Raw genomic sequence first — 26,801 nt, 5'->3', positions numbered from 1 at the left:
CGTGTTATCGCCTATTCCGTATGTTGCACAGGCTCGACATGGTGCAGCACCACGGGCGGCACCCGGCGCACATACCAGAGCCCGACCAGCGCCACCACCGTCGCCACGATCAGGCCGATATGGATGGCGCTCACCAGCACATGGCGCGCGGCTTCGAGCAACCCCGCGCCGTCGTGGCCGGCAGTATGCAACTGTGAAAGCAAGGCGGCTTGCGCGTCATGATCGATGAGAATTTCGGGATCGGCAAGCTGGTGCAGCCACTGCGTCGCGCTGTCGGCGCGCAGCGCATTGGCAACGCCCGAGGCATAGCGCTCGCTCACCAGCGTGCCGACCAGCGCCGTGCCCACCATGCCGCCCACCATGCGCAGCGATTGCAGCAGCGCCGTGGCAATGCCCAGATGCGCGCGTCCGACCGTCTGCTGCGCAAACACGGTCAGATTGGGCAGCACGAAACCGAGGCCCAGACCGGCCAGCAGCATCAGCAACGTCAGCACCGTATGTGGCATGTCCTTGGACGACACCGACATGCCGGCCACCGCCACCGTCAGCAGCGCAAAGCCGGCATACAGCATGGCGTTGGGCTTGGGAATGCGCGTGACGATGCGCCCGTTGATGATGCTGCCCAGCGTGATGCACACCACCAGCGGCGTGATCACCAGGCCGGCTTCCTGCGGCGACATGCCAAAGCCGCCCTGAAACAGCAACGGCGCATAGAACAGCACCGCAAACATCGAGAAACCCGACAGCAACGCCAGCATGAACAGCGCGGCCAGCGACGGATTGCGCAGCATGTCGAACGGCAGCAGCGGCTGTTCGGCACGCTGCTCCCACCACCACAGCGCCACAAACGCTGCGGCCGACAGCACCAGCCAACCAAGCAGCGCCAGCGTCAGGCCATGCCGCGGCAGCCATTCAACAAACAACTGCAGCGCGCCAAGCGCCACCGTGATCAGCACCGCGCCCTGCCAGTCCAGCCGGATGCGCCCGGTGTGCACGTTCTGGCGCAAATGCGGCAGGAAGCGCCAGGCAAACCACAGCCCCAGCACGCCAAACGGAATGTTCACGTAGAACACCGAGCGCCAGCCGAACGCCTGCGTCATCCACCCGCCCAGCGTCGGGCCGATGGCGTTGGCGATACCAAATGAGGCGCTCAGCATGACCTGCCAGCGCAAACGTACACGCGCATCGGGAAAGAGATCCGGAATGCACGCGTAAGCCGTGCCGACCAGCATGCCACCACCAATGCCCTGCAGCGCCCGCGACCACACCAGAAACGTCATGCTGCCCGCCATGCCGCACATGACCGACGCCAGCGTGAACACCACGATGGAGGCAATCACGAACGGCTTGCGCCCGTAAAAATCCCCCAGGCGGCCAAAGATCGGCACCGTCACCACCGACGTCAGCAGATACGACGTCGCCACCCACGCATACAGCTCAAAGCCTTTGAGTTCGGCCACCACCGTCGGCAACGCGGTGCCAACCACCGTCTGGTCGAACGCCACCAGAACAACGACAAAGCAAATGCCGATCATCGCCAAGAGCGATTCCTTGAACGGCAGAACCTGGGTATGGGAGTGCGGAAGCGCGGTATGGACAGCCATCGTGGAGGGGCGGCAAGACAAATGATACATCAACGATTGATGCGTCAATTATTGTAGCGGGATCTGGGATGGCTTGCTGGTGCTGGCGATTCCAAGGAAAAAGCCGCTACGGGATCGCGTAGTCCGCAGCATGGAGGCGGCCGGTCTCGCGCGCTTTTCTACGAATTTTCCGGATAGGCTTGTTTGGCAAGCGCGGCAATCATGGGCGAGTGCTCGTAGTCTGCCCAGGAGAACCGTTATGCTCAGAGCCATCGACGGCGGCGGTGGCGTCCCGACGCTGCCCAAGCCCGTCCAACCGCCGCCGGCGCCCAGTGCGCGCGATGTGTCCGATGCCGAGACGGCGCTGAAGAATGCGCTCCAGGGCAAGGCACCCGACGATACCGCGGCGCTGAAGGCTGCCATTGAGAAAATCCAGCAGACGCAGCCCTCGGTCAGCCGAGAGGCGCTTGCGCGGGCCGCCATCCTGCTGCAGGCCGCGCACAACGGGCCGGCGCATACCACGGCGCAACCCAAGGTCGACGCGCTCGAGCAGGCCGCCAGCCAGGTCGGCCTCACGCACGTGTTCGACAACACCACGCTGGACAGCGCCACGCAGTCGCTATCCGCCAAACCGCTGGCAACCGACAAGGCCCCGCCAACGCAAGCCGTGACGCTGCAAGACGCACGGGCCGCCATTCAGGCCGGGCTCGACGGCGGCATGACCGAGGCCGAAGCCGTCAATGCGGCGCGTGCCCAGCTTGGCGGCAGCGAGCAAAACGAGACGGTCCTGAGCGAAGCCGCCCTGACCATCGCGGCCGAAAAAGCCGTGGCAGACGGCAAGGTCCCGGCCGATGCCGACCCCATCCAGAGTGCCGCCAAGCAGGACGTCTGGCTCGGCATTTTCTCCAAACCCACCATCGACAACGTGGTGAAGGCGCTGCACGTCGAACTCAAGCCGGCCGCCAACCTGGACGACACTGTCAAGGCGAACCAGACCGCCTTCGAGACCTGGCAGAAAGACAAGGCCGCCAATGCCGACGCGGCCACACTGGCCCGCGACAAGCAGGCCTACCACACCGCCCTTTCCGAGGAGCTGAACGCCGCTGCCGGCCAGCCCGACAGCGAGTGGCGTGCCGATCCGCTCCAGACCGAGCGGCGCCTGCTTGCCGAGCGCCTTGTCGCGCAATGCAATAGCGCCGCAAGTGGCACGCAAGGCGCACCTTCGGCGGCCAGCGTGCTGAACGACCTGCACGCCGCCGAGATCGTCGACGCCGCTCAGGCCGCCCGCGCGTCGGGCGGTGCCGATGGCAACCTCAAGGCAGCGCAGGCGCTCACCCAGCAGTTGCGCGGCGTGGCCAACACCGACCCGCTTTATGCCAGCGTCATGGACGACGCACGCACGCAGGACATCCAGTCTGGCGCGCTGCAGGACATCACTCACGCCAGCGGCAAGAACCCGCGCGACACGCTGGTGGCCGAAGGCAACGCGCTATCGCGCTACAAGGACACGGTGCTGTACAAAGGCCTCGTCCAATCGGTGCTGAATGCCGGCATCACACACGACAACATCACCAAGGTGGGCACGCCCGGCGAACTGCGCGACATCGCGGCGCTGCTCGAAGACGTGCAGCGCGCCTCACCAGAACTGGCGCAGACGCTCTACACGCAAAACCTGCAGGGCAAGATCGACAGCAAGATCAAAGCGGGCGACCCCGAGGTCTACGCCCCGTCCACGCAGACGCTGGACAAGCGCGACGACTACTACGGCCCCATCAGCCGCATCGTCAATGCGCTGGGCGGCCCGAAGAGCGACGGCGCAGCACATGTCATGGGCAGCCTGCGGGCCTTCCTCTACAACGCGCAGGCCGACCAGGACCGCTACAAGGAAAACGGCTACACGCCGCCCAGCACGCCCTTCGACACGCTGGGCCTGGCCAAGGCCAACAATGCATCGATGGCGCCGTACCAGACGATCATCGATGACGACCCGAACGGCGCGCTGTCGAAAACGCTGCAGAAGCACACCGGCCTGAAGCCATCGCCGCCTACGGTGCAGGTCGGGCCGGACGATGCGGCCCACCTATCCAAGGCCCAGGCGGCGCTGAACAAGGCACTGGGCGGCGGCACGGCCGATGCGGCCGGCCTGCAGAAGGCGCTCGATGCCGCGCGCAACGACAAGGCCAACGCCGACATCAGTAACCGGACATGGGCCCAGGCAGCGGTGCTGGCACGTGCCCAGGCGGTGACCGTGGCGCAGCAACAGGACAACACCGGCGACAAGACAGGCGACAAGGCCGGGCAGCCGCCCAGCGACCCCATCGACCAGGCCACCAAGGACGTCGACGCCGCCCAGCTTTTTACCGAACAGGACCTGCAGGACGGCGTGAACGCCCTGCGCAAGGGCGACTTGGCGGCTACGCCGGATGCCAAAACGCCCGACACGCAGCGCGACGGCGCCCAGCCCGACACCACCGCCCATCTGGGCCAACTGGTGGCCAGCGGCATGACGCTGCCCGAGGCCATTGCCGCCACGCGAGCTTGGCTCGGCGGCAACGAACAGAACGAGGCGATGCTGACGCAATCCGCACTGACGGTGGCTGCGCAGCAGCATCTGGAGGACTACTACCAAGACCCGACCCAGGACCCTGTCGATGCCGGGGCCCAGGACCTCGCCAAGCTGAACGTGCTGGACCCGGACGTGTTGCGCGTGACGGCCGGCATCATGAAGCAGGACATCAAGCCCGACCAGAAGGCACTGGACGGCGCGGTCACGCAGGCCCGCACCGACTACGCAGCGTGGCAAGACGCCAAGGCCAAATCTGACAAGGCGCCCGACAACGCGGACCTCAAAGCCGCTGCCGCACGCGCCCTGCAGTCGTATCACAACGATCTCGACCAGGCGCTGAACGTAGCCGCCGGCCGCAAGCCCGAAGATGGCGATTGGCAGCTCAACCCCGACAACGTCGATACCCTGTGGAAAGCGCAGAACGCCGTCACCATGGCCGGCATCGCGCCCGAGATGGAGGCGGCGCGCGGCACCGGCAAGGACTCGCCCGAGTTCAAGCAGCTGCTGACGAGCTTCCAGCAATGGCAGACGGGGCTTGGCGCGCAACAGGTGCTGCACATCGCCGCGCATGCCCTGCAAACCAACGGCGGCCCGGGCAAGGGCGACGCGGCGGCGGCCAAACGGCTTACGGGCCTGCTCGCCGGCATGCAGTCCGGTGACCCGGTGTTCGATCAGGTCATGGGAGACGCGAGCATCTCCGGCTTGCAGCAGCGCGCGCTGCAATCCATCCTCGACCATGCGCCCATGATGTGCATCGCCGCCAACAACGGCAGTGATTCGCCCCAGGGCCGGCTCACCGCCATGGGCACGTCGCTCGATGTCTACAAGGGCACGATTTTCTACGCGCAACTGCTGGACGACACAATCCAGGCACCGCAGACCCAGTCGCTGTTTCAGCAGAGCGGCGCCCAGGTATTCGGCAAGGACAAGGCAGACCAGGCCAACGCCGCGGCCGATCAGATGAACGGCGTCGCGCCGGACCTGGCCGCTGCGCTGTACCACAGCCAGTTCCAAGGCAAGCTGGACGTGACTGACCTGAAAGCCATGTCGCGCATCTACGCGGCCGCGGGCGGCGCGCGCAACCAGGACATGACCGACCTGCGCAAGCAGATCGAGGGCCTGATGCTCAAGCCCATCGACAAGGGCGGGCTGGGCACCGAATCGGTGGATTCGCGGCTGAACACGACGTACTTTGTCGGCGGCGATGGCATGGCCGTGGTCACCGGGCAGGATTTCGGGCTGAAGGATGTGAAGGACGAGAACGTCCCGATGCAGCTCACGCAGGACATCCTCGGTGACAACATCGGCGACGACGTGAGCAAGGAGATCCGGCGCGAGACCGGCTTCAAAGATTCCCCCAAACCGCCGGCGCCGGTCAGCACCGCCCCGAACGCGAGCCCACGGCTGCAGAACGACCTGCACTGGATGCCCGACACCGCAGGCGTCAGCTCGGGCACCACCGCCGGTGTCACGGCCAGCGGCAACACCATCGGGTTGCCCTGGCAGGACGGCATGCACACCGTCACCAGCCAGGCCCAGGTGTACAACGCCGTGGGCCAGGCATACGGGCTGGACCCGACGTACACGGCACGCTCGCTGGACGAGCAGCAAGCCATGGCCGACGGCCAGTTCGCGGAATACAGCGGCAACGAAGTCGTCTACGACCACAAGGGCCACAAGACCACACTGGCCCAGGTGGCCAGCCAGCTCATGCACGGCGAAGGCGTGAACACGCCCAGCGGCGCCACGCCCGTGGCGCTCACCTCGCTGTCGATGCAGTGGTGGGACAACCGCGAGGGCAAGGGCGACGCAATGCGTCTGGCCATCATGGAGGGCATCGGCACGGACGGGCGCTATGTCGACGTGGGCCCGGCCGATACCACCGTGCGCAACGGCTATGGCGACTGGCAGTCGCACAGCGGACTGGATCGCGGCCTGCTGATCGCCCAGCCGCACTGGGTGGTCGATGCCAACGGCAACCTGATGACCGACGACGGTTACTGGAAGACCTACAAGCCCGACGACCACTGGTACAACTGGGAGCACCTGAAGACCGACCTGGAGATCGGCCTAACGGTGGCGGCCGGCATCATCACCACCGTCGTGCAACCCGAGACCGCTGCGCTGTGGGCCGTGGTGCTGTCGAACCTGGCCGATGCGTACTTTGCGGTGACCGCCGTGGCAGGGGCGGCACACTCGATCAATGCGCTCTCCACCGCCAAGGGTCGTGAAGACCCGTGGAACTGGGTGGGCCTGGGTGCCAACGTGCTGGGTGGCGCAGCAGGCGTAGGCGGACTCGTCAACCGCACGGCCGTGGCCGCCGCGCGCGTGGGCGCCTACAACGCCGACTTCATGGAGGCGATCAACGCAGTGCGCATTGCGCGCGGCGCCAGCGCGGAGGATGCTGCGCGCATCAGCCTGCTCAATGGCAATCGCTGGGCGTTGCGCCCGTTCCAGAACAACCTCACCAACGCCGTGCTCAGCCGCGCGCTGTACGGCTCGCCCGCGGCAACCACCAACGCGGCGCAACGGCTGAATGCCGTGTTCGGCGTCACGCGCAACCCGGGTGTCGCCGCCGATCTCACACTAGGCACGATGCGCCTGCAGCGGCTGAATGAAGCCATCCCGTTGCTCAACCGGGCGGACGTGCTCGCCAGGCTGCCCGCACGCCTGCGCCGGCTGGCGGGGCTGCAGTTCCTGGGCGGCGGCGCCCTCGCCTATCGACTGATGGGCACCGGCGCGCTCAACACCAACCTCGCGGCCATGCTGCATCAGGGGCAATCGCTGGCGGCGTCCGACGGCCAAGCCACGGGCGAGGACTGGGTGCAGTTCTTCACCTCGGCCGGGCTCATGGGTGCCGGCATGGGCGTGGCGCGCCAGCATGGCGCATCGCAACGGCAGGCCTACGAGGCGGCGGCAGCCAACCTGGCGGCTTCCGGCATGCGCATGCCGGGCGTGGCGCCCGACCCGGGCAGCACGCCGGTACAGCGCGTGGTGCCCGAGCTGGGGCCGCGTGGTGCCGAATCGGCACTCGAGTCGCAGCAGGCGTTGCTTGCCAGGGTGCAGGCAGATGGTGCAGACGGTGCAGGTGGTGCATTGAGCAACGACGCGGTGTATCGCATGTACGCCCGCACGGGCGGCGTCACGGGCCCGGAAGACGCCATGCCGGGCGACTTCTATTTCCCCCGCCTGATCGCACTGGCAGAGCAGCGCCCCGAAGGGGCCTACAGCGTGTCGCAAGCCGACGGCGCCTTTATTGACAGCACAATCCCAACGGAAGGCCGCGCGCGCACCACGTTCTATCACTTCATGCGCGAGGACGGCCTGGTCGACCCGGATGCCGTCACCGAGCGCGTCTATGTCAACGCAAAGACGCCGCATGTGCTCGATGTGCTCGACTTCCTTGTGCGCGGCGTGGTGGACCAGCCCGGTCGCTTCCCGGGCGTCTATGCCGCCAAGGCGGCCGGCCCCGACGCCGCCGGCCCGCGCGCCGACAACATCGTCGTGTATGCCACCGACCGCGCGGCCGTCGACCGCGTGGTAGAGGCGCTGCGGCATTACCAGCAGCAGCATCCTGACCACTTCCACGACACCGTGCCGTCGATGACCGAGGCGCAGATGCGCGGGGTGTCCACCGCAGCGGAACCGACCCCCGCGATGGTCGACCGGCTACTCAGCGCCATCGACAGGTTTGCAGCCGGCAACACGCAATTTGGCGCCACCGACATCGGCCGCACGCCCAGCGCGGAACAGAGCTTTGGCAGCATCCGCGCCTACGCGATCTCCTTGGCCCAGCACGACACCGTGCTGGCGCAGCAGGCCGCCGCGCAATACGGCGTACCGTTCGATTACAGCGCCGCGCTGCAGAAAGCCACCAGCCGGCGCTTTGCCGAGATCGGCATCGACCCCGCCAACCCGGCGCGCAACCTTGGCGGCCCCGTGGCACGCCCGGCCGGCTCGCCCGACTACAGTGGCACCGGCACGCAATACCGCCCGGACGACGGCACCTACCAGACCACGCCGGCCGACCGCGTGACGATGTCGTTTGGCGGCGCACCGCTGCCGCCCAGCGCCCGCGCACTGATTGGCGCCTCCGACACGCTCACGCGCCAATTGCGCCTGCTGCACGACGCCGGCTGGACGGTGCGCTTCGGACGCAGCAACCGGGGCTCTGCCGTGGATGCCGAGCGCAAGACCATCACGCTCGACGCCAACGCGCCCGACGTCGGGGCGCTGGTCTACACGCTGGGCCATGAGGCCGACCACGCCGTGAAAGTCGAACTCGATCTGCTGGGCCTGCAAGGCCACAGCGAGGGCAGCTTCGTGCAGACCTCGCTCGCCGCCGAGGCCAGCGCGCAGGGCAATGCGTTCAACGTACGCGACGAGGTGCTGGCCGCAACCGGTGTGGACATCGGCGCCCGCGCGCAGATGCCGCAGCCCCTGGAACAGGCCTATGCGCAGTGGGATGCCGGCAACCCCGAGGCCTACCTGCGCCTGGCGCAGACCATGGGCAGCATGCGCACGTCCATCGCGCCGGACCAGACCTACGCGCAGTACTACGCCTCGCGCTGGAACGGCGCGGCGCCCGGCACACCACACATGCCGGCTCCGGCGTCGGCATCGGCGTCCAGCGCCCAGAAAGCCGCCGCGCAGGCCGCCGAATGGCTCGACGTGAAAGACTTGCGCACGCTGCGGCACGTGCCCGGCGCCGAGGTGCCCAGGCTGAGCGATCTGGCCGGCAAGGCCGGCAGCAAACCGGTGTTGATCGCGCTCAAAGGCAGCAGCCAGCCAGACGGCACGCCCATCATCGTCGCCACCACGCAACTGCGCGACGACGGCACCTTCGCCCCGCCCCAGGCGGTGGGCGGGGGTAAGGTGGACACCCTCATCAAGCGGGCTGTGCGCGGCGATAACGCGCCCATGCGCAAGGCCCGCAAGGACGTCGACTTCTACATCAGCCCTGTGCCATACGAGCGGTTGCAGGCGTTTGGCGGCCCGTCGCGCATCAACAGCGGCGACACCTCGCACGTGCTGTCGCCCACGGCCGACCAGATCGACGCCAAGGTCGTGGCCGACATCCAGCAGCTCGGCGCGGCCAAGCGCTACAAGAACGTGCAAGAGGCCACCGGCGCCGCGCAGGACAGCGACGTCATCTACGTGATCGACAAGAAGGGCGGTGCCCCGAAGGGCCATGCCAAGCGCGGCACCGACGGCACATGGACATACCAGGTGGATGCGCCCATGGACGGTGCCACCGTGCCCGAGCGCAGCCTCGAAGCCGCCTTTGCCAAGCAGCAGACGCACGGCGCACGCACCCTGCGCAGCGCGCCGCGCGGCGTGCGCTTCGTGGTCAGCTCGGTGCAGCCCGAGACGGTCAAGGAACTGGGCGGCTTCCTTGAACCGCGCACGCTCTGGAAGCAGGCCGAATACGGCATGCCGGCCTTCAAGCCGGGCGAAGTCGCACAGGCCGCCACCACACTGAGCCGACAGGTCAACGGCGGCTTCCTGCGCGGGCGCGCCGCGCAGCTTCTGCAATGGCGGCAGCGCACGCTGGAAACACCCGTGACGACCGGCACGCCGCTGCAAGCCTCGGCTCACGCCTACGCCGGCAGGCGCATGCTGCCCGAATCCGACGCCCATGCGCTCGACTACAGCGGGGCGAACATCGCCCACCTGCGCGACCTGGTGAAACAAGGCTGGCTCGAAGCCGGCACGCACTACATCTACGTCTACGAGACGGCCGACAACGCCGGCAATCTGGGCGGCCATACGCCCACCGGCCGCCTGGAGCCCAAGGGCAGCACCCTCACGTGGTATGACGCCTGGAACAAGGCAGCCACGCGGCACAACGGCACCCCGGCCAACGAATTGGCAATCGGACACGACAGCTTTGGCGCGGATACCCACTTCCTGCTCACGCGTCTGCCACCCGACCAATTCGAGGCATGGCAGCGCAGCGGCACCGGCCTGGAGATCGGCGTGTTCCAGCCGGTGCTCTCCAGCACCACCACGGCGGCGCTGCCACCCGACGCACCCAAGCTAGGCAACCTCACCCGCCCGCTGGACGCGGTCGAACTGCTGGCCGGCAAGAAGACCGACCCCTATGCCAGCAATGTCGAATTCAAACCCGTCAAGGACCGCGCGCCCGAGGTGGTGATGGCCGACGCGCAGCTCTGGCGCAAGCTCAAGCTCAAGCTGCGCGTGGCCCGCGACGTGGCCGCCAACACCGTGTCGCGCCGCGTGCCATTCGCGGGCAAGCGCATCGCACAGCAGTTCTCGGCGGCGGCCACGGCTGACCGGCACATGGTCAACACGTTCCTGCGTTCGGAATTCCCGCTCCAGGCGCGGCTGGCGCCGATGGGCCGGGCATACCGCCTGCGCGACGACCCTGCCCGCGCACTGGCGTTCATCAAGAAAACGGGCGGCGCCATGCCGGTGATCTCGCTCGTGGTCGACCCGTATTCGCTGCGCGCCGCCGTCGGCAAGCGCCAGGATCCGAGCTTTGTGCAAGCCGCCAAGCAGATCGACGTGAACAACGCCACCATCGATCATGCGAATGCGCAGATCAAATCCGGCGACGGCGCCGATCAGAAGAAGCTGTTCCTTGACGATCTGCACCAGTCGCGTCTCGACAAATGGCTCGACCTGTCCTCGCAGACCGGCGTGGTCATCCGCCTGGAGTTTGCGCCGTCGCGGCCGCTGATCGGCACCAACGGCCACTTCACCGCGCGCACCAATGACGCGTACGACAACCACGTGCGGCTGTTCTCGATGCTCGAGAAATGGGGTAGCACCCACGCCGATGCGCCGCCGCCCCACGTGATGGTCAGCTTCCACGGCTGGGATACGGTGCTCGAGCCGGTGCCGGGCGGAGGCAACGCCAAGCTCGTCGAACAGGTGCTGGAGCGCCCGACGCTGCCCTGGGTGCATATGGGCGTGTCGTACGCCACCAATGGCGCCGACGCCATCGCCAACGAGCGGCTGAACACCGCCGTCGCCGACATGGTGCTGCGCTTCGAGCGCGACGGCGCGCCCACCCAAGGTCGGCTGCACGGCGACGATGCCCTCACGCGTGTGTTCGAGCGTCCGTCCAAGGGCCAGTACGACGCCCAGAACCAGGTGCTGCTGGCCGAGATCGCGCGGCTGGGCAAGCAGAAGTACAGCCTGTCGGACAGCCAGGTCAACGCGATCATCGACCGCGTCTTCAACGGCAACACGAGCGCGCTCGTCAATCGCGCCCGCGCCACCGAGATCACCTTTGCCAAACCGCTTTGGGAAGCCAAGCGGCGCCTGAGTCCGACAGAAAAACGCGCCAGCCAGTTTGCCGACCAATGGACGACCGAGATGGGCGTGGCTGCGCGCCCTGCGGGCGCCAAGGCGCTGCCGGCATCGGCCAGCAACCCGGCCGCACCCCTGCCCACCTGGAGGCAGATGGTGGAAAACGAGAACGCCCTGTCGGTGGACACGTCCGGCGAGCCGCAGAGCGCCGGGCGCGTGGAAACCACACAGACCGCACGCAAGGTGCTGCTCAAACCCGAACAGGCATCTGCGGAACTCAATGCGCTTGGTGTGGAGGGCGCCAAGCCCAAGCTTGGCACGCGTGCGCGCGAAGTGGTGACCGTGGGTGCCTCCGTGGCAGGGGGCGCGGGTGCGGTGCTGATCGGCATACCGGGCACCGGCGCCAATACCATTTCGCTGGCCAGCAACCCCTCCATGCTGCTGCTGCGGCTCGGACGCTCGGCGCAGGTGCTGCATCAGGCATCGATGGCGACCATCGAGCGGGCAGACCCGCGCGTCTTCAGCGAGGCCACGCAGACGATGGTCGACCGGCTGGTCAAGGCACTGCCAGACCACACGTCGGAGAAGACCGTGCCGGCCAACCTGGCAGAGATCGAGGGTCGCCTGCGCACGTTCGTTGCCGAAGCCAACTGGAGCGTGCACAACATCTACCAGCGCCTGGGCAATCGGGAAATCACGCGCACGCAGGCCAGTGAGGCCACGCAGGCCGTGTCGGCCGATCTGGTCAAACAGATCCAGGCCATCTTCAGCGGCACCGGGCTGCAGCAGGTACACCTGGGCCACCCGCGCACCAAGCTCGGCTATTGGGGCCGGCAGATCGCCATCGGCGGTTACAGCGCGGGGCTGGCCTCGTATGCGCATGCGATGGCGACCAAGGCGTGGACACTGGCGCACGATTCGGCCGTCTGGTATGTGCTGCCCACGGGCGGCACAGTGGCGTCGATCGCCTACACCACCGGCGTGCTGCTCGGGCGCGGGCGCAACATCGACATTGAGCAGCGCAGCCGCACGGTGCGCGGGCTCGATATCTCGGCGGACACGCTGGCCGCCACCGGCGGCATGCTGCTGGGCGCCGCGCAGATGGCGGGTGGCGACTACATCAAGGGCGTGCCGATGCTGCTGTCGTCGAGCGCGCTCGGCCTCTCACGCTTCAGCTCGCACTTTCCGAATGCGGCGGAGTTTGTCAGCAAGCACAAGATCGCCATCGCGCTGCTGCCGCTGTCGGCGTATGCATTCAACCTGATCAAGCCGTTGTTCATGCAGGACGACAAGAACAAGCGCCCGCCCGGCACATCGGCTGTCACGCCGTCGCCCAGTGCATCGGCATCGCCTTCGGTGTCGCCGTCGCCGTCGCCGTCGGTGTCGCCATCGGTCTCGCCGTCCGCGTCGGTCTCACCGTCCACCTCGCCTTCGCCATCGGCCAGTCCGACTGCGCCGTCAACCAGCCAGCCGCCCAGCACACCGGCCACCCCGCAACCCGCGCCCACGCATTCCGAATACGTGGTGCAGCCGGGCGATACGCTCAACGGCATTGCCGACCGGTATCGCACTCCGCTGTTGCACGAGGCGCACGTCTCCGATGCGCAGCGCCAGGCCATGTCGGACGAGCAGCAGATCGAAGCAGCCCTGGCGCAGTTGGTGCAGATCAACCCGCAGTTCGCGCATCGCAATGTCGGGCTGATCCACCCGGACGAGCCTATCGTCATCGTGCCGTGAGCCGCGTCGCCGGGTGGGGTTCCCACCGCCCGCGGGGCGACGCGGCCGTCCGCCCCTGATCGTCATCGCATCTTGATGACGACCTTGCCTTTCGCGCGGCCGTTCTCGACGTAGGCCAGCGCTTCTTTTGTGGCCTCGAACGGAAACACCCGATCCACCACCGGCTTGATCACTCGAGAATCGATGAGCGAGGCAATTTCACGCAATTGGTGTCCGCTGGCGCGCATGAAAAGAAATGAGTAACCGACCTGTGCGCGCTTTGCCCGTTGCCTGATGCGATAGCTCAAGAGTCGCATTGCCAGCTTCACGACCCAGTTCGCTGAAATGGCTTTCGCAAAGTCCGGATCAGGCGGCCCCGCAAGGGTGACGACTTTTCCGCCGGGTTTCAGTACCTGCAAGGATTTTTCGAGTACGTCGCCACCCTGTGTGTCCAAGACCAAATCGTAATCTCGCAGCGTGGTTTCGAAGGCAGTCTTCTTGTAATCGATGACGATGTCGGCACCCAGGGCTTTCACCCAGTCGAGGTTGGCCATGCTCGTGGTCGTTGCCACTGTCGCGCCCAAGTGCTTCGCCAGTTGGATCGCGAATGTACCCACGCCGCCCGAGCCTGCGTGGATGAGCACCTTCTGGCCGGGCTTCAAGTTCGACCGCTCGAACGCCTGCCATGCAGTCAGGCCAACCAGGGGAATGGATGCGGCATCTTCCATTGAGAGCGTTCGCGGCTTGAGTGCCAGGTCGTCTTCTCGTACCGCAATGCTCTGCGCGAACGTGCCGATCCGATCCTGGTCCGGGCGCGCATACACCTCATCGCCCGGTTTGAACCGCCGCACACGAGGGCCAACCGCAACCACCACACCGGCAAAGTCGTTGCCTAGGATGAGCGGTAATCGATACGGTAGAACCAGCTTGAGCTGCCCATCTCGGATCTTTAGATCTAACGGGTTAACGCTGGCCGCATAGATCTGGACCAGTACGTCATCGTCCCGGAGCACTGGCTCTGGCATTTCGCCGGCACGCACGCTGTCGTTGCTTCCATAACGATCGATGATGAATGCCTTCATGAGGATGTCTTTTTCGTTTGTGGAACTTGATCCGAGCGCTCACGCACGCGCGACAGGGTTGTGATGGAACGCAGCATTCCTCTACCAGAACCAGAATATGATGAATATCATATTTGCGCACGAAAAAACGCAGCCGATTTCCTGTCCGCGCACATCGTCAACCCGCAGCAGAAGTCACGTGATTGAGCGCAGCCGCGCGTAGCGCGTCAGAAAGTTTTGGATCGTCGACCGCGCGTGCGAGCGTCAATGTGCCAACCATCAAGGCGACAGTGACCAATGCGTGTTCGTGTGCGCTCGGTTGACCCCAGTCTGGCAACTGGCGCGCAACGAGATCGATCATCTCCTTGATGCGACGCGTTGCGGCACGCCTGACCTCTGGGGCTTGACGCGGCATTTCCGAGGCGAGCGCGGCGGTTCCACAGCCGGTCTCTACACCCTCAACGTGCTCTTTCGAAAGATAAGCCTGCGCCATCGCCAGCAGCGCCTCCTGAGGCGGTGCGGTGGCAGCGATGTGCTCCATGAGCGCCACGCCTTCAGCCCCAGCACGATCCGCAGCCTCGGCAAGCATTGCCTCACGCGATTCGAAGTGCGCGTAGAAGCCTCCGTGCGTCAATCCGGCATCCTTCATGATGTCGGACACGCTCGTGCCGTTGTAGCCGCTTCGCCTAATTGCGCGCGCGGCAGCTCCGACGATGCGCTCATGCGTGATTTCTTTGGGACTTGGGGCAACTCTTTTCATATGATATCCAGCATATTCGAATGCCCTGCCCGATGCAAGCAGGGACTTTGACAGCGCGCATCGATCGGCCAACGGAGCCTCCGTAACCGGGTGTGCGACCGCGCTGCGAGTCTAGCGCAATGGCGCTGACGCATTGCCGTCAAACCAACCTGCCGCACCTGCCACTGATAATGAAGAGGCGGAGGTAGGAAGTTCGGCTCGTCTAAGTATCACTGGCGCACCAAGTACATAGGTTGCGCACCACATCGCGACACAAACTCGGCTTGACAGTTGATGACCCTCTTCATATGATGCTCATCATATTTTAGGCATCCATCAATGAAGCCCACGTTCAACAGCCGCAAGAGAGAGACGCACGAGCGCATCGTGGATGTGGCTGCACATGCCATCCGCAGCCGCGGCTACGCTGGCGTGAGCGTGGCAGAGGTGATGAAGAAAGCAGGATTTACGCATGGCGGCTTCTACGCACACTTCGAATCGCGCGATGCGCTGCTTGTGGAGGCACTCGACTGCGCCAGCCGAGACATTGCTGCCGAGGCCGCACGTGTGACCCGCCTGCGCGCTGGCACGGGCGCCAGCGAATTTCGCTGCCTTGTCGAAGCGTATCTTGCAGATCAATACCTGGGCGCATTGGAGAACGGCTGTCCGATCGCTGCGCTTGCCGCCGAAATGCCGCGTCAATCGCGGGCTGTGCGCGAGGCATCCATAGCGAAGGTGCACCAACTCGTCGCGGCGGTGCGTTCAGCACTTCCTGAATCGCGCCGGGCGATGGCAAGTGTGATCACTGGCGCGCTGGTCGGTACGTTGCAACTTGCGCGTGCGCTCGGCGACAACCCCAAGGGGCGTGAGGTGCTCTCGACCGCTCGCGAATCGCTCATTCAGCTCTTCGACATGCCCGAACCTGCTCACTGAAATGCTCGGCCACCCTTGCGCCAACGCTTTTGCTCGCCCGCAAATATGATGCTTATCATATTTATACCAACCCAGCCGACCCAAAGGAACCTCTCGTGAAAATTGAAAACGCTGTTGTTCTCATCACCGGTGCCAATCGCGGCATTGGCCTCGCGTTCGCACGTGCGTTGCTGGCCCGTGGTGCCAGCAAGGTATACGCCGGTGCACGTGATCCATCGACGATCACGCAAGCGGGCGTGGAACCCCTGCAACTCGACGTCACCAAGCCAGCAGAGATTGAAGCCGCCGCTGCGCGTGCCAGGGACGTGACGCTGGTCATCAACAACGCCGGCATCGCCCAGCCAGGTGGCTTCCTCACACACGACAGTGAAGAGGTTTCGCGCCGACTGTTCGAGACCAACTTCTTCGGCATGTTGCAGATGAGCAAGGCCTTCGCGCCAGTACTCAAGGCGAACGGTGGAGGTGCGCTGCTCAACGTGCTGTCCGTGGCCTCCTGGGTGAATGGCGGCGAGCTGGCGGCCTACTCAGCCAGCAAGTCGGCAGCGTGGTCGCTCACCAATGCGCTGCGCAACGAGTTGGCCGCGCAAAAAACGCAGGTCCTGGGCTTGCACATGGCCTACGTGGACACCGACCTCACGCGCGGCATCGACAGCCCGAAGAGCAGCCCCGAAGACATCGTCCAGCGCGCGCTTGACGGTCTCGAAGCCGGCCTTGACGAAGTTCTGGCCGATGCCCTGACTCAGCAGGTCAGGCAAGGCTTGGGCGCCCCGCGCCCCGTCTACCTTCCCCAGGCCTCCTAAGCCCCCTGCCCCTCAATCGAAACAAAGGCTCATCATGCTTTTTGAACCGCTCACCGCGCCTTTCCTCAAGCAAACGCCCCCGCAGCATCACCCCCGAAACATGATGAAGGCATTTATCGTCGATCGATATGGAAGCAAGAACGGCTTGCGACTCGGCGAGGTGCCGATTCCAGAACCGCGCGAAGACGAGGTGCTGGTCCAAATTCATGCTGCCGGCGTGAACCTGATCGACTCCAAGGTCAAAAGCGGAGAGTTCAAGCTCATCCTGCCCTACCGCCTTCCGCTCGTCATGGGGCACGACGTTGCTGGCGTGGTGATCAAAGTCGGGGCGCGGGTGCGGCAATTCAAAGTAGGCGACGAGGTTTACTCCCGGCCAGATGACTTCCGAATTGGCGCCTTCGCCGAGTACATCGCGATTCGGGAAAGTTCACTGGCGATCAAGCCCAAGGCACTCACCATGGAGGAAGCCGCCTCCATTCCGCTGGTGGGGCTGACCGCATGGCAGGCACTGGTCGAAAGGGCGAAGCTCAAGAAAGGGCAACGGGTCTTCATTCAGGCGGGCTCGGGAGGCGTCGGGACATTCGCCATCCAGTTGGCCAAGCATCTTGGCGCGACTGTTGCCACGACCACAAGCACGGCCAATGTTGGGCTGGTGAAGAGCCTTCGTGCCGATGTCGTGATCGACTACAAGCAGCAGGACTTCGAACATCTCTTGCGGGACTACGACGTGGTCCTGAACAGCCAGGACGGCAAGACACTCAACAAGTCCCTTGGTGTCCTCAAGGGAGGCGGAAAGCTCATCTCCATCTCCGGACCGCCCGACCCTGAGTTCGGCAGCGAGATTGGGGCGCCCTGGTTCGTCAAGCTGGTCATGCGGGTGCTCAGTGCCGGCATCCGGCGAGAAGCGAAACGCCGCGGCGTCAACTTCTCGTTCCTCTTCATGAAGGCGGCAGGAAATCAGTTGCGCGAGATCACGCACCTTATTGATGCCGGGAATATCCGCCCTGTGTTGGATCGGGTCTTTCCTTTCGAGTCGACCAACGAAGCCATGGCCTACGTCGAAACAGGGCGGGCGAAAGGAAAAGTCGTCATCAAGATCAAGTGAGCGGCGGGTCGGTTCGGAGGCGGTCATTCCCCCGAAATCATCTTCTACACGCACGCACCCTTTCGAGTATTCGTCATGCGCAATCCGCCTGCATCTAACGTCAGCCTGCTGAATCAGCCCCTGCGCCTGCCTAATGGCAGCATGATTCGTAACCGTCTCGCCAAGTCGTCCATGAGCGAAACGCTGGGCACTTACGACAACCATGCGACGCCCAAGCTCGTCGAGCTGTATCGGCGCTGGGCCGCTTCTGGCATCGGACTGCTCCTGACCGGCAACGTCATGATCGATCGTCGGGCGCTAGGCGAGCCCGGCAACGTCGTGATCGAAGACGAGTCCGACCTGCCCATCCTGCAGCAATGGGCTCGTGCGGCCACTGATCAAGGTGCGTCCCTGTGGGTACAACTGAACCACCCGGGAAAGCAATCGCCCAAAGGCCTGAACGCCAGCAATCTCTCGCCATCGGCCATCCCGTTCCGGGAGGATATGGCGGCGTTCTTTGAGACACCGCGGGAAGCCACCACCGCAGAGATCCAAGACCTCATCCAGCGCTTCGGGCGCAGCGCCGGCATCTGCAAGAAGGCCGGTTTCAGCGGCGTGCAGATCCATGGCGCCCACGGCTATCTGATCAGCCAGTTCCTGTCGCCCCATCACAACCATCGCAATGACGAATGGGGCGGAAGCCCAGAGAACCGGCGCCGCTTTGTGATGGCTGTCTATGCGGAGATTCGTCGTCAAGTTGGCACGGATTTCCCGGTGGGCATCAAGCTCAACTCGGCCGACTTCCAGCGCGGTGGCTTCACCGAAGAGGAGTCGATGGCCACGATCCGGGCGCTGGTCGAGGCGGGCATCGACCTGATCGAAATTTCCGGGGGCACCTACGAGGCACCCGCCATGAGCGGTGCCTTCCAGCAACCGAAAAAAGCCTCGACGGCAGCGCGCGAAGCGTACTTCCTGGAGTTTGCGGAGAAGGTGCGTGCGGAGGTCCAGGTGCCACTGATGGTCACCGGCGGCTTCCGCACTGCCGAGGGGATGAACGCCGCACTGCGCTCAGGTGCACTCGACATCGTTGGTCTTGCACGGTTATTGGCGATCGATCCTGATGCGCCCGCTGCGTTGCTGCAAGGTCGTGACAGCACGCAACGCGTACGGCCGATTACCACCGGGATCAAACCGGTGGATCGCATGGGAATCATGGAAGTCCTCTGGTACACCCGCCAACTCAAGCGCATTGCCAAAGGCGGTAACCCGCGGCCCAACGAAAGCGGCCTGGTGGCCTTTCTCAAGAGCCTGGTGAACAGCACCTGGGGCAACTACCGCACCAAGCGGATGCGGGCCTGATGTTCGTCACCCCGCCCTTTCATTTCGCCAACCAACCTGTGCCGCGCACCCAACTCCTGGAGATCAACGCAATGCGTCATCTACTCAAAACAAGCCTGGTCGGACTCGCTCTGGCAGCAACATTCATTTCATCGACAGCGGCGGCCGCAGACACTCCCGCAGACGGGGCGCAGATGAGCCCGCCGCCAGCAATGCAGGCACAGGAGGTCAACTGGAAGACCGTGCCAACGCAAACCATCACGGCAGGCGGAGTGGATTTCGCATACCGGGAACTCGGCAAGCAGCATGGCGGCACACCGGTCGTGTTTCTTACCCACCTGGCTGCCGTGCTGGACAACTGGGACCCTCGCGTCGTAGACGGCTTTGCGGCTGTACATCACGTTGTCACGTTCGACAACCGCGGGGTAGGAGCCTCCAGTGGCACACCGTCGAAATCGATTGAGGAGATGGCTGATGACGCCATTACCTTCATCAAAGCCATGGGGTTTAAGCAAGTGGACCTCTTCGGCTTCTCGATGGGCGGGATGATCGCTCAGGAAATCGTGCTGAAGGAGCCGCAACTCGTCCGCAAGATGATTCTCGCGGGCACGGGGCCGGCTGGCGGTGAAGGCATCAGCACCGTCTCGGGCGTGACGTTTTACGACATGGCGCGAGGCCTCTTCACCGGCCAGGACCCCAAGCAGTTCCTGTTCTTCACCCGCACCCCAAACGGCATCGAGGCCGGCAAGGCATTCCTGGGGCGCTTGAAGGAGCGCACGGAGAATCGCGACAAGGAAATCAGCGTCACCGCGTTTTTGGCGCAGTTGGAGGCACTGCGCGTCTGGGGGCTCAAAGCGCCGGCGGATCTGTCGGTCGTGAAGATCCCGGTGTTCGTTGCCAATGGCGACAGTGACCGGATGGTGCCCAGCAAGAACTCGCAAGACCTTGCACAGCGCCTGCCCAACAGCAGCCTCGTCATCTACCCCGATGCTGGCCATGGCGGAGTGTTCCAGTACTACACCGAGTTCGTACCCAAGGCACTCGAATTTCTTGCTCGATAGGCGCTGAAGGCAACGCGCGTTCTGGCGCCCAATCGCCACGATCGGCTGCGCCGAACAACCGGCCTGCCGACTTCAACGCGGAGATACCCAACATGACTGACACCCACTTCACCGCCCCGACCCGCTTCGTGGAAATCGAAGGCGACCGCTTCGCCTACCGCCGTTGGGGCAACCCAACGACAGGCCAGCCGCCGTTGCTCTTTCTCCAACACTTCCGTGGCGGCATGGACCACTGGGACCCGCTCATGACCGATGGCCTGACATCCGGGCGCGAAGTGATCCTCTACAACGGTCGCGGCGTTGCATCCTCCTCAGGTGCGCCACGCACTCGCATTGAACACATGGCCGACGACGCGGCCGCAGTGCTACGCGCGCTGGGTCTCGCCAAGGTCGATGTTCTGGGTTTCTCGCTTGGCGGTTTTCAGGCTCAGGACTTGACGCGACGCCATCCAGATCTGGTCCGCAAGCTCATGTTGCTGGGCACCGGGCCGCGCGGCGGAAATCCGGATTCTGATCCCGGTGTGCTGGAAGTCGCCCCACGTCCGGTGCCAACAGTGGACGACTTCCTGTTCCTGTTCTTCGGCCGGTCGGAAGCCGCACGACAGGCAGGACGTGAGTTCTGGGAGCGCCGTCATCAGCGCCTGGACCAGGATCCGCCCAGCTCGCCGGCAGCCACTCAGGCCCAAGTCGAGGCAAACATGTACTACCTGCCAAAACTCGATCCCAAGGCGCCCTTCGCCCACTTGCGGGAGATCAAGCAGCCGACGTTCATTCTGAACGGTGTGAACGACGTGATGATCCCGACCATCAATTCCTGGCACATGGCTCAGAACATTCCGAACGCACAGTTGTTGATTTATCCAGACGCGGGCCATGCAGCGCAATTCCAGTATCCCCAGAGATTCTTGAAGCACGCCATCCAGTTTCTGGACGAATGACGCAAGGAAGCGCGCGCGAAGGTTACTTCAACGCGCTTTGCTTCAAAAATAAGCGATCACATCATCATGATTCAATTCAAATTCCTTCTGTGGGCTCTATCAAAACTCCTGAAAAGAGCCACAAAAAACAACCCGGAATGTGCCAAATACATTGACGGCAAGGATCTGACGTTTCAAATCAGGACGCGTGGCGGGATTGGGCGGTATTTCACGATAAGAAGCGGAAAAATTGACTCCACCTCAGGGCTCGCTAGCAACCCAAAGTTCACCATGACCTTCAGAGATGCCGCCAAGGGGTTTTCAATTCTGTCGGCAAAAGATTCGAAGGAAGCCTTTCTGACGGCGCTACATCAGCAAGATCTCAGTATCAGTGGGGATTTTATTGAAGTGATGTGGTTTCAGGGCTTGACCGAGTACCTGAAGCCCGCAAAGCACGCATAACCTCAATTTAACCACCCATGCCATAGCGATAACAAAAGCTCTGGTTTTGGCAAAGACTGAAGAAAGGAGGCAATCTTGTCCAAGCCGATTGCAAATAGCGATGCAACGTACTCCGAGGAGCAAACCGACCTGTTCAGCGAATGGGTCAAGCATTTCGGAGCGGTTGACGCCAGGGAACTCGATCTTGGGACGTTGATGGTGATCCGTGAACTCGTCGTAAACGGCTCGGCGCCAGGCGCTCCAGAGCGCAGACGATCATCTGCGCCCGCATGCTAGATCGAATTTTCCTAGGCCAATTACCCAGGCGTCCGACACCCATCGTGATCGGTCCCGGTGCACCCTGGCACGCAAGAAGCTGAAGACCCGCCGCGCCGCGGAAGGCTAAGGCGCTTTACCGGCGATTGGCGGTTCATGGGTGGAGTACCCGTTCGCTTGATTGCGCCCCACTCAACTAGACATAGGTCGTAGGCCGAGGCCAGCCTTGGCCGCTCACAGGAGAGCAACTTGAATACATACACCGGGGGCAACTCTAGAACGCGTGCCCTGGTTACAGGGGCATCGAGCGGCATTGGCGCAGCAATCGCGCGCGAGCTAGCGACGCTCGGTTTTGATCTCGTGCTGACAGCGCGGCGCCGAGCTGCACTCGACGAGGTGGCCGCGATGTGTCAGGGCGTGAACGTCGAGATCGTGACCGCCGATCTTGGCAAGCCGGATGCCGCACGCATGCTTTGGGACAAAGCGACCGCAAACGGCCCGATCGACATCCTGATCAACAACGCGGGTTTCGGTTACTTCCGCCGCTTCGACGAGGTTGACTGGGCGCGCGATGCAGAACTCGTTCAACTCAACATGACGTCCCTTGTGGCGCTCGCTCGGTGCTTCGTAGACGCGCACAAGGCCAGTACAAGACCTGCCTACGTGGTGAACATTGCGTCGACCGGCGCATACCAGTCAGTACCGAACATGGCGCTGTACGCCGCATCGAAGGCTTTCGTGCGCAACTTCAGCGAGGCGCTTCATGACGAGCACCACGGCACGCCGCTGTCGGTAACGTGCATCTGCCCGGGAGGCACCGACACGGCCTTCCACGCTGCCTCGGGCGGCGGCAGCTACTCATGGATTGCCGATGCATCGACGAAAAGCGCAGAGTTCGTGGCCCACGCCTCGATCCGAGCGATGCTGCGCCGCCAGCGCACGGTCGTGCCCGGTCTGTTCAATAAGCTGTCGTGCTTTGGCATGCGTTTCGTGACCCGACGGTTCGCCTCACGTCTATCAACTTACGTGCTGGGCAAGCCGCGGCTCATGCTTCCGAATCGACAAGAGGCATAAGGGGCCGACCAGCAAACACCGGTAGCGCCGATGCGCGCTGGCCGGCCATCGCGAAGATTCCGCTGTGTCTCCAGGCGCTCGTCTCTCTGCGAGCGCATTGGATTGGGGCGTCGATGCACATCGACGCTCATTTTTTTTTGAATCGGCATACGCGCTTTCCAGCGTATCAGCTGCGCCGCGCTTCCAAACGGTCGTCACTGGCCTGTGCTGACTACCGGTCCTACGGGCACAAGGAAGCTACCTTTATCTACAGCAATGTCTACCCTGCAAACTACCGCAATGACTCGTTCTCCGTTGCGGTGAGCTATCCGCTCACGGCTGCGCTGGACCTGAAGCTGCCCGTCTACGTGGACCGTCTCAAACATGCCGGCCAAAGCGGCACGCGCATCACCGGCGGCCCGCTGCTCGACTACAACCTGAGCAAGCGTACGGACGTCTACGCGGGCGTGGACTACACCAGACTGACCGGCGCATGGACAACGCTAGCCGGCACGTCGGGATTCACGCTGCCGATCAGTGGACGTAACTCGGTGTTCGAGGCCACGGTGGGCCTGCGGCACAAGTTCTAACGGTTTGACGACCGGGGAACGGCATGGCGATATCTCATCCACCATGCCGTTCCCCCGATGCCTCGCGTTCACGGAAAGCGCAAGCTACCCCGGCCGTCAGCCCAGCCAACCACGAATGGCCGATGCCATGACGTTTGTGGAGATCCCGTAGCGGTCATGCAGCGTCGGGAGTGCGCCGGCATCCAGGAAGGCATCCGGCAGGCCCACCTGACGGAACGGCACGCTCACCCCGGCACGCATCAGGGTGCCGGCAACGGCCTCGCCAAGGCCGCCGATCACGGTGTGGTTTTCCGCCACCACCACAAGCCGCCCCGAACGCTGCGCCTCACGCAGGATGGTTTCGGTATCCAGCGGCTTGATCGTCGGCACGTGCAGCACGCCCACGCCAATGCCATCGCCCTGCAACGCCTTGGCGACTTCCAGGGCACGCATCGTCATGATGCCCGACGAGATGACGAGCACTTCGGCGCCGTCTCGCAGCAGCTTGGCCTTGCCAAGCTCGAACTGATAGCCGTATTCGTCGAGCACCACAGGCACGTTGCCGCGCAGCAACCGCGCATACACAGGCCCTGCGTGCGCGGCGATGGCGGGCACCATCTGCTCGATCTCCAGCGCGTCGCACGGGTCAATGACGGTCATGTTGGGCATGGCGCGCATGAGCGCCAAATCTTCGGCGGCCTGGTGGCTCGGCCCATAACCGGTCGTCAGACCGGGCAGCGCGCAGACGATTTTCACATCGAGGTTGTCCTCGGCAATCGTCTGGTGCATGAAGTCATACGCGCGGCGCGTCGCGAAGACAGCGTAGGTCGTCACGAACGGCTGGGCACCTTCGTTGGCCAGGCCGGCGGCTGCGCCCATGAGCAACTGCTCGGCCATGCCCATCTGGTAGTAGCGGTCCGGAAACTCCTTCGCAAAGATGTGCAGGTCGGTGTATTTGCCGAGATCTGCGGTCATGCCGACCACGTTAGGCTTGACGCGCGCCAACTCTGCCAATGCGTGGCCGAACGGCGCCGGGCGGGTTGCCTGCCCCTCCCCGGCAATCGACGCAATCATTGCCGAGGTCTTCAGCTTGGGCTTGTTGATAACGGTGCTGCTCATGCGGTCCTCCCGGCTTCCAGTGCTTGCAGCGCGAGCTGCCATTCGTGTGCGTCGACGCGGATGAAGTGATTCTTTTCGCGCTGCTCCAGGAACGGAACACCGCAACCCATGCGGGTATCGCAGATGATCATGCGCGGCTGCGCGCCCTTGTGCGTACGCGCAGCATCGAACGCGGCCTTGACCGCATCGATGTCGTTGCCGTCCACACGCTGCGTGAACCAGCCAAACGCTTCCAGTTTCGGTAGCAGCGGCTCGAACGCCATGATCTGCGTTGATGGGCCGTCGGCTTGTTGGTTGTTCACGTCCACCACCGCGATCAGGTTGTCAAGCTTCCAGTGCGCGGCGGAAAGCAGCCCCTCCCACACGGCGCCCTCATCCAGCTCGCCATCCGAGAACAGCGTGTAGACGAAGGCGTCTGAGCCCTTACGCTTGAGGCCAAGGCAGCGGCCCACGGCAATCGTGAGCCCCTGTCCAAGCGAGCCGCCGGACATCTCCATGCCGGGCGTGTAGCTGGCCATGCCGGACATGGGCAGGCGGCTGTCGTCGCTGCCGTACGTCTCAAGCTCTTCGGCTGGCAGGATGCCGGCTTCGAGCAGCGCGGCATAGAGCGCGATCGCGTAGTGGCCGTTGGAGAGCAGGAACCGGTCGCGGCCCTCCCACTGGGGGTCTTCGGGCCGGTAGCGCATCGCACCGAAGTAGGCGACGGCCAGCACGTCGGCAATGTCGAGCGCCTGCCCGATGTAGCCCTGGCCCTGGACTTCGCCCATCAGCAAGGCGTTGCGGCGGATACGGTAGGCGCGCTCGGCCAGAGGCACAGCGTCAGTTGAGGGCAATGATGTGGAAGTCATGGTTGTTCCTGGTATGAAGCGGGAATCATGGACAGAGACAGCGGCCGACTCAGCGGTTGACGACCTTGGCGGGAACGAAGAACACCAGCACGGCGCCAAGCACGATGGCCGAGGAGATGAAGATCAGCCCCGCAGTGGATTTGCCCGTGAGGTCATTGAGCCACCCGACGATGGCCGGCGAGAAGAACCCTGCAAGATTGGCGAAGCAGTTGACGGCAGCGATGCCTGCAGCGGCCGACATGCCGCCCAGCATGGCGGTGGGCAACGACCAGAACTGCGATGACGAAGACAGGATCCCAGCTGCGGCAACGCTCAGACACACCAGCGCTGCGCCCACGTTGCCAATCAGCGGCAATGCAGCGAACCCGGCGGCAGCCACCAGCATCGGCACTGCGAGATGCACGCGGCGCTCGCGGCGGCGGTCTGCGCTCATACCGATCAGCGGCAGCGCGACGATGGCGCACACGTACGGCACCGCAGTGAACACACCCACCCACAGCGGATCGGCCACACCGGCCTTGCGGATCAGCGTCGGCAGCCAGAACGTCAGCCCGTATTGCCCGAGCACCACGCAGAAATAGATGGCGGCCAACAGCCACAGGCGGCGGTCTGCAATGAAGGCGCCCACGGAGCCATGTGCGGTCTTTTGCGCGTTGTCTCCGGCAACGTTGCGCTCGAGCAGCGCCTTTTCCGCATCGGTCAGCCATTTGGCGTGTGCGATCCCGTTGTCCAGATAGAACAGGATGGCCACGCCCAGCAGCAGCGACGGCAAGGCCTCGATCAGGAACAGCCACTTCCACCCAGCCAGCCCCGCCGCGCCGTGGAACGTGTGCAGGATGTAGCCCGACAGCGGCCCGCCGACGATGCCGGCCAGCGGGATGGCCATGAAGAACATCGACAGTGCCTTGGCTCTGCGCTGGGACGGAAACCAATACGTCATGTACAGGATGACACCCGGCGCGAAGCCGGCTTCAGCCACACCGAGCAGGAAGCGCAACACATAGAACGAAGTCGGCGTGTTCACGAAGGCAAAGCCCGCTGAGATGACAGCCCACGTCAACATGATGCGGGCGAGCCAGTTGCGGGCGCCGACCTTATGCAGGATCACATTGCTCGGCACCTCGAACAGAAAGTAGCCGAGAAAGAAGATGCCGGCACCCAGGCCATACACCGTCTCGCTGAACCGCAGATCATTGAGCATCTGCAGCTTGGCGAACCCTACGTTCACGCGGTCCAGATAGGCGCCCAGATAGCAGATCATCAGGAATGGAATGAGCCGGCGCGCAACCTTGGCGTAGGTGCGGGACTCGAACGTGGCCGCGCCAGCGCGCGCCGTCTCATCGCCCGGCAGGGGCGAAGCAAGCTTCGTGGTCATGGTGTCTCCTACCATGTGCCCCGGGTGGGCCCGGGTGCGTGTGT

17 protein-coding genes are annotated in these 26,801 nt (G+C 64.1%); 11 read left to right on the top strand and 6 right to left on the bottom strand.

Annotation, left to right across the window (positions count from 1 at the left end):
• Positions 1–11: 11 nt before the first annotated feature.
• The gene (locus R2N16_RS11760; RefSeq protein ID WP_316665846.1) at positions 12–1,604 is read right to left on the bottom strand and encodes an MFS transporter; all 1,593 of its coding nucleotides are present in this window, start codon (positions 1,602–1,604) and stop codon (positions 12–14) included.
• Positions 1,605–1,842: 238 nt separating this feature from the next.
• Here R2N16_RS11760 and R2N16_RS11755 point away from each other — a divergent pair, with 238 nt between their 5' ends.
• Complete coding sequence (locus R2N16_RS11755) at positions 1,843–13,164, top strand: LWXIA domain-containing protein (protein ID WP_316665845.1); 11,322 nt, start codon at positions 1,843–1,845, stop codon at positions 13,162–13,164.
• Positions 13,165–13,226: 62 nt separating this feature from the next.
• Here the strand turns inward: R2N16_RS11755 and R2N16_RS11750 are convergent, their stop codons facing one another.
• Positions 13,227–14,225, bottom strand: coding sequence for an NADP-dependent oxidoreductase (locus R2N16_RS11750; RefSeq protein ID WP_316665844.1), 999 nt, complete (start codon positions 14,223–14,225; stop codon positions 13,227–13,229).
• Between the two features lie 157 nt (positions 14,226–14,382).
• Complete coding sequence (locus tag R2N16_RS11745; protein ID WP_316665943.1) at positions 14,383–14,964, bottom strand: TetR/AcrR family transcriptional regulator; 582 nt, start codon at positions 14,962–14,964, stop codon at positions 14,383–14,385.
• A 318-nt stretch (positions 14,965–15,282) separates the two neighbouring features.
• On the opposite strand from R2N16_RS11745, the gene R2N16_RS11740 reads away from it, so the two are divergent.
• The 10 genes from R2N16_RS11740 (at position 15,283) to R2N16_RS11695 (ending at position 23,436) form a co-directional block, all read left to right on the top strand.
• On the top strand, positions 15,283–15,876 hold the full coding sequence (locus R2N16_RS11740; protein ID WP_316665843.1) for a TetR/AcrR family transcriptional regulator: 594 nt from the start codon (positions 15,283–15,285) through the stop codon (positions 15,874–15,876).
• A 95-nt stretch (positions 15,877–15,971) separates the two neighbouring features.
• Complete coding sequence (locus tag R2N16_RS11735; protein WP_316665842.1) at positions 15,972–16,676, top strand: SDR family oxidoreductase; 705 nt, start codon at positions 15,972–15,974, stop codon at positions 16,674–16,676.
• A gap of 103 nt (positions 16,677–16,779) precedes the next feature.
• A complete protein-coding gene (locus R2N16_RS11730) occupies positions 16,780–17,781 on the top strand; it encodes an NADP-dependent oxidoreductase (RefSeq protein WP_316665942.1) in 1,002 nt (333 codons plus the stop codon).
• Between the two features lie 75 nt (positions 17,782–17,856).
• Positions 17,857–19,119 carry an NADH:flavin oxidoreductase/NADH oxidase family protein gene (locus R2N16_RS11725; RefSeq protein ID WP_316665841.1) on the top strand — a complete coding sequence of 421 codons (1,263 nt, stop codon included), beginning with the start codon at positions 17,857–17,859 and terminating at the stop codon, positions 19,117–19,119.
• Between the two features lie 191 nt (positions 19,120–19,310).
• Entirely contained in the window at positions 19,311–20,159 is an 849-nt protein-coding gene (locus R2N16_RS11720) for an alpha/beta fold hydrolase (protein ID WP_428984121.1), read from the top strand.
• Between the two features lie 92 nt (positions 20,160–20,251).
• Positions 20,252–21,097, top strand: a complete 846-nt coding sequence (locus tag R2N16_RS11715; RefSeq protein ID WP_316665840.1) for an alpha/beta fold hydrolase — start codon at positions 20,252–20,254, stop codon at positions 21,095–21,097.
• 66 nt (positions 21,098–21,163) lie between these two features.
• Entirely contained in the window at positions 21,164–21,538 is a 375-nt protein-coding gene (locus tag R2N16_RS11710) for a helicase (RefSeq protein WP_316665839.1), read from the top strand.
• 75 nt (positions 21,539–21,613) lie between these two features.
• Positions 21,614–21,814: a hypothetical protein gene (locus tag R2N16_RS11705; protein ID WP_316665838.1), complete on the top strand. Its 201-nt coding sequence runs from the start codon at positions 21,614–21,616 to the stop codon at positions 21,812–21,814.
• A gap of 228 nt (positions 21,815–22,042) precedes the next feature.
• Positions 22,043–22,867, top strand: a complete 825-nt coding sequence (locus R2N16_RS11700) for an SDR family NAD(P)-dependent oxidoreductase (RefSeq protein WP_316665837.1) — start codon at positions 22,043–22,045, stop codon at positions 22,865–22,867.
• Between the two features lie 113 nt (positions 22,868–22,980).
• Positions 22,981–23,436, top strand: coding sequence for a porin family protein (locus tag R2N16_RS11695; RefSeq protein WP_316665836.1), 456 nt, complete (start codon positions 22,981–22,983; stop codon positions 23,434–23,436).
• A 96-nt stretch (positions 23,437–23,532) separates the two neighbouring features.
• On the opposite strand, the gene R2N16_RS11690 is transcribed toward R2N16_RS11695, so the two are convergent.
• From R2N16_RS11690 to R2N16_RS11680, 3 genes are read right to left on the bottom strand one after another with little or no spacing between them, the layout of a single operon-like run.
• Positions 23,533–24,534: a transketolase family protein gene (locus R2N16_RS11690; protein ID WP_316665835.1), complete on the bottom strand. Its 1,002-nt coding sequence runs from the start codon at positions 24,532–24,534 to the stop codon at positions 23,533–23,535.
• Positions 24,531–25,382, bottom strand: coding sequence for a transketolase (locus R2N16_RS11685; RefSeq protein WP_316665834.1), 852 nt, complete (start codon positions 25,380–25,382; stop codon positions 24,531–24,533). Before R2N16_RS11685 ends, R2N16_RS11690 begins: the two co-directional genes overlap by 4 nt.
• Before the next feature lie 49 nt (positions 25,383–25,431).
• On the bottom strand, positions 25,432–26,757 hold the full coding sequence (locus R2N16_RS11680; RefSeq protein ID WP_316665833.1) for an MFS transporter: 1,326 nt from the start codon (positions 26,755–26,757) through the stop codon (positions 25,432–25,434).
• Positions 26,758–26,801: the final 44 nt, after the last annotated feature.

The organism is Ralstonia psammae (assembly GCF_958405935.1).
GTDB lineage: Bacteria > Pseudomonadota > Gammaproteobacteria > Burkholderiales > Burkholderiaceae > Ralstonia > Ralstonia psammae.
The sequence above is the reverse complement of the archived record's forward strand: the minus strand, read 5'-3'. Positions and strand labels throughout refer to the sequence as shown.

Coding starts and splice junctions, on each gene's coding strand:
- R2N16_RS11760 (WP_316665846.1), bottom strand. CDS start 1,604: ATGGCTGTCCATACCGCGCTTCCGCACTCCCATACCCAGGTTCTGCCG.
- R2N16_RS11755 (WP_316665845.1), top strand. CDS start 1,843: ATGCTCAGAGCCATCGACGGCGGCGGTGGCGTCCCGACGCTGCCCAAG.
- R2N16_RS11750 (WP_316665844.1), bottom strand. CDS start 14,225: ATGAAGGCATTCATCATCGATCGTTATGGAAGCAACGACAGCGTGCGT.
- R2N16_RS11745 (WP_316665943.1), bottom strand. CDS start 14,964: ATGAAAAGAGTTGCCCCAAGTCCCAAAGAAATCACGCATGAGCGCATC.
- R2N16_RS11740 (WP_316665843.1), top strand. CDS start 15,283: ATGAAGCCCACGTTCAACAGCCGCAAGAGAGAGACGCACGAGCGCATC.
- R2N16_RS11730 (WP_316665942.1), top strand. CDS start 16,780: ATGAAGGCATTTATCGTCGATCGATATGGAAGCAAGAACGGCTTGCGA.
- R2N16_RS11725 (WP_316665841.1), top strand. CDS start 17,857: ATGCGCAATCCGCCTGCATCTAACGTCAGCCTGCTGAATCAGCCCCTG.
- R2N16_RS11720 (WP_428984121.1), top strand. CDS start 19,311: ATGCAGGCACAGGAGGTCAACTGGAAGACCGTGCCAACGCAAACCATC.
- R2N16_RS11715 (WP_316665840.1), top strand. CDS start 20,252: ATGACTGACACCCACTTCACCGCCCCGACCCGCTTCGTGGAAATCGAA.
- R2N16_RS11710 (WP_316665839.1), top strand. CDS start 21,164: ATGATTCAATTCAAATTCCTTCTGTGGGCTCTATCAAAACTCCTGAAA.
- R2N16_RS11695 (WP_316665836.1), top strand. CDS start 22,981: ATGCACATCGACGCTCATTTTTTTTTGAATCGGCATACGCGCTTTCCA.
- R2N16_RS11690 (WP_316665835.1), bottom strand. CDS start 24,534: ATGAGCAGCACCGTTATCAACAAGCCCAAGCTGAAGACCTCGGCAATG.
- R2N16_RS11685 (WP_316665834.1), bottom strand. CDS start 25,382: ATGACTTCCACATCATTGCCCTCAACTGACGCTGTGCCTCTGGCCGAG.
- R2N16_RS11680 (WP_316665833.1), bottom strand. CDS start 26,757: ATGACCACGAAGCTTGCTTCGCCCCTGCCGGGCGATGAGACGGCGCGC.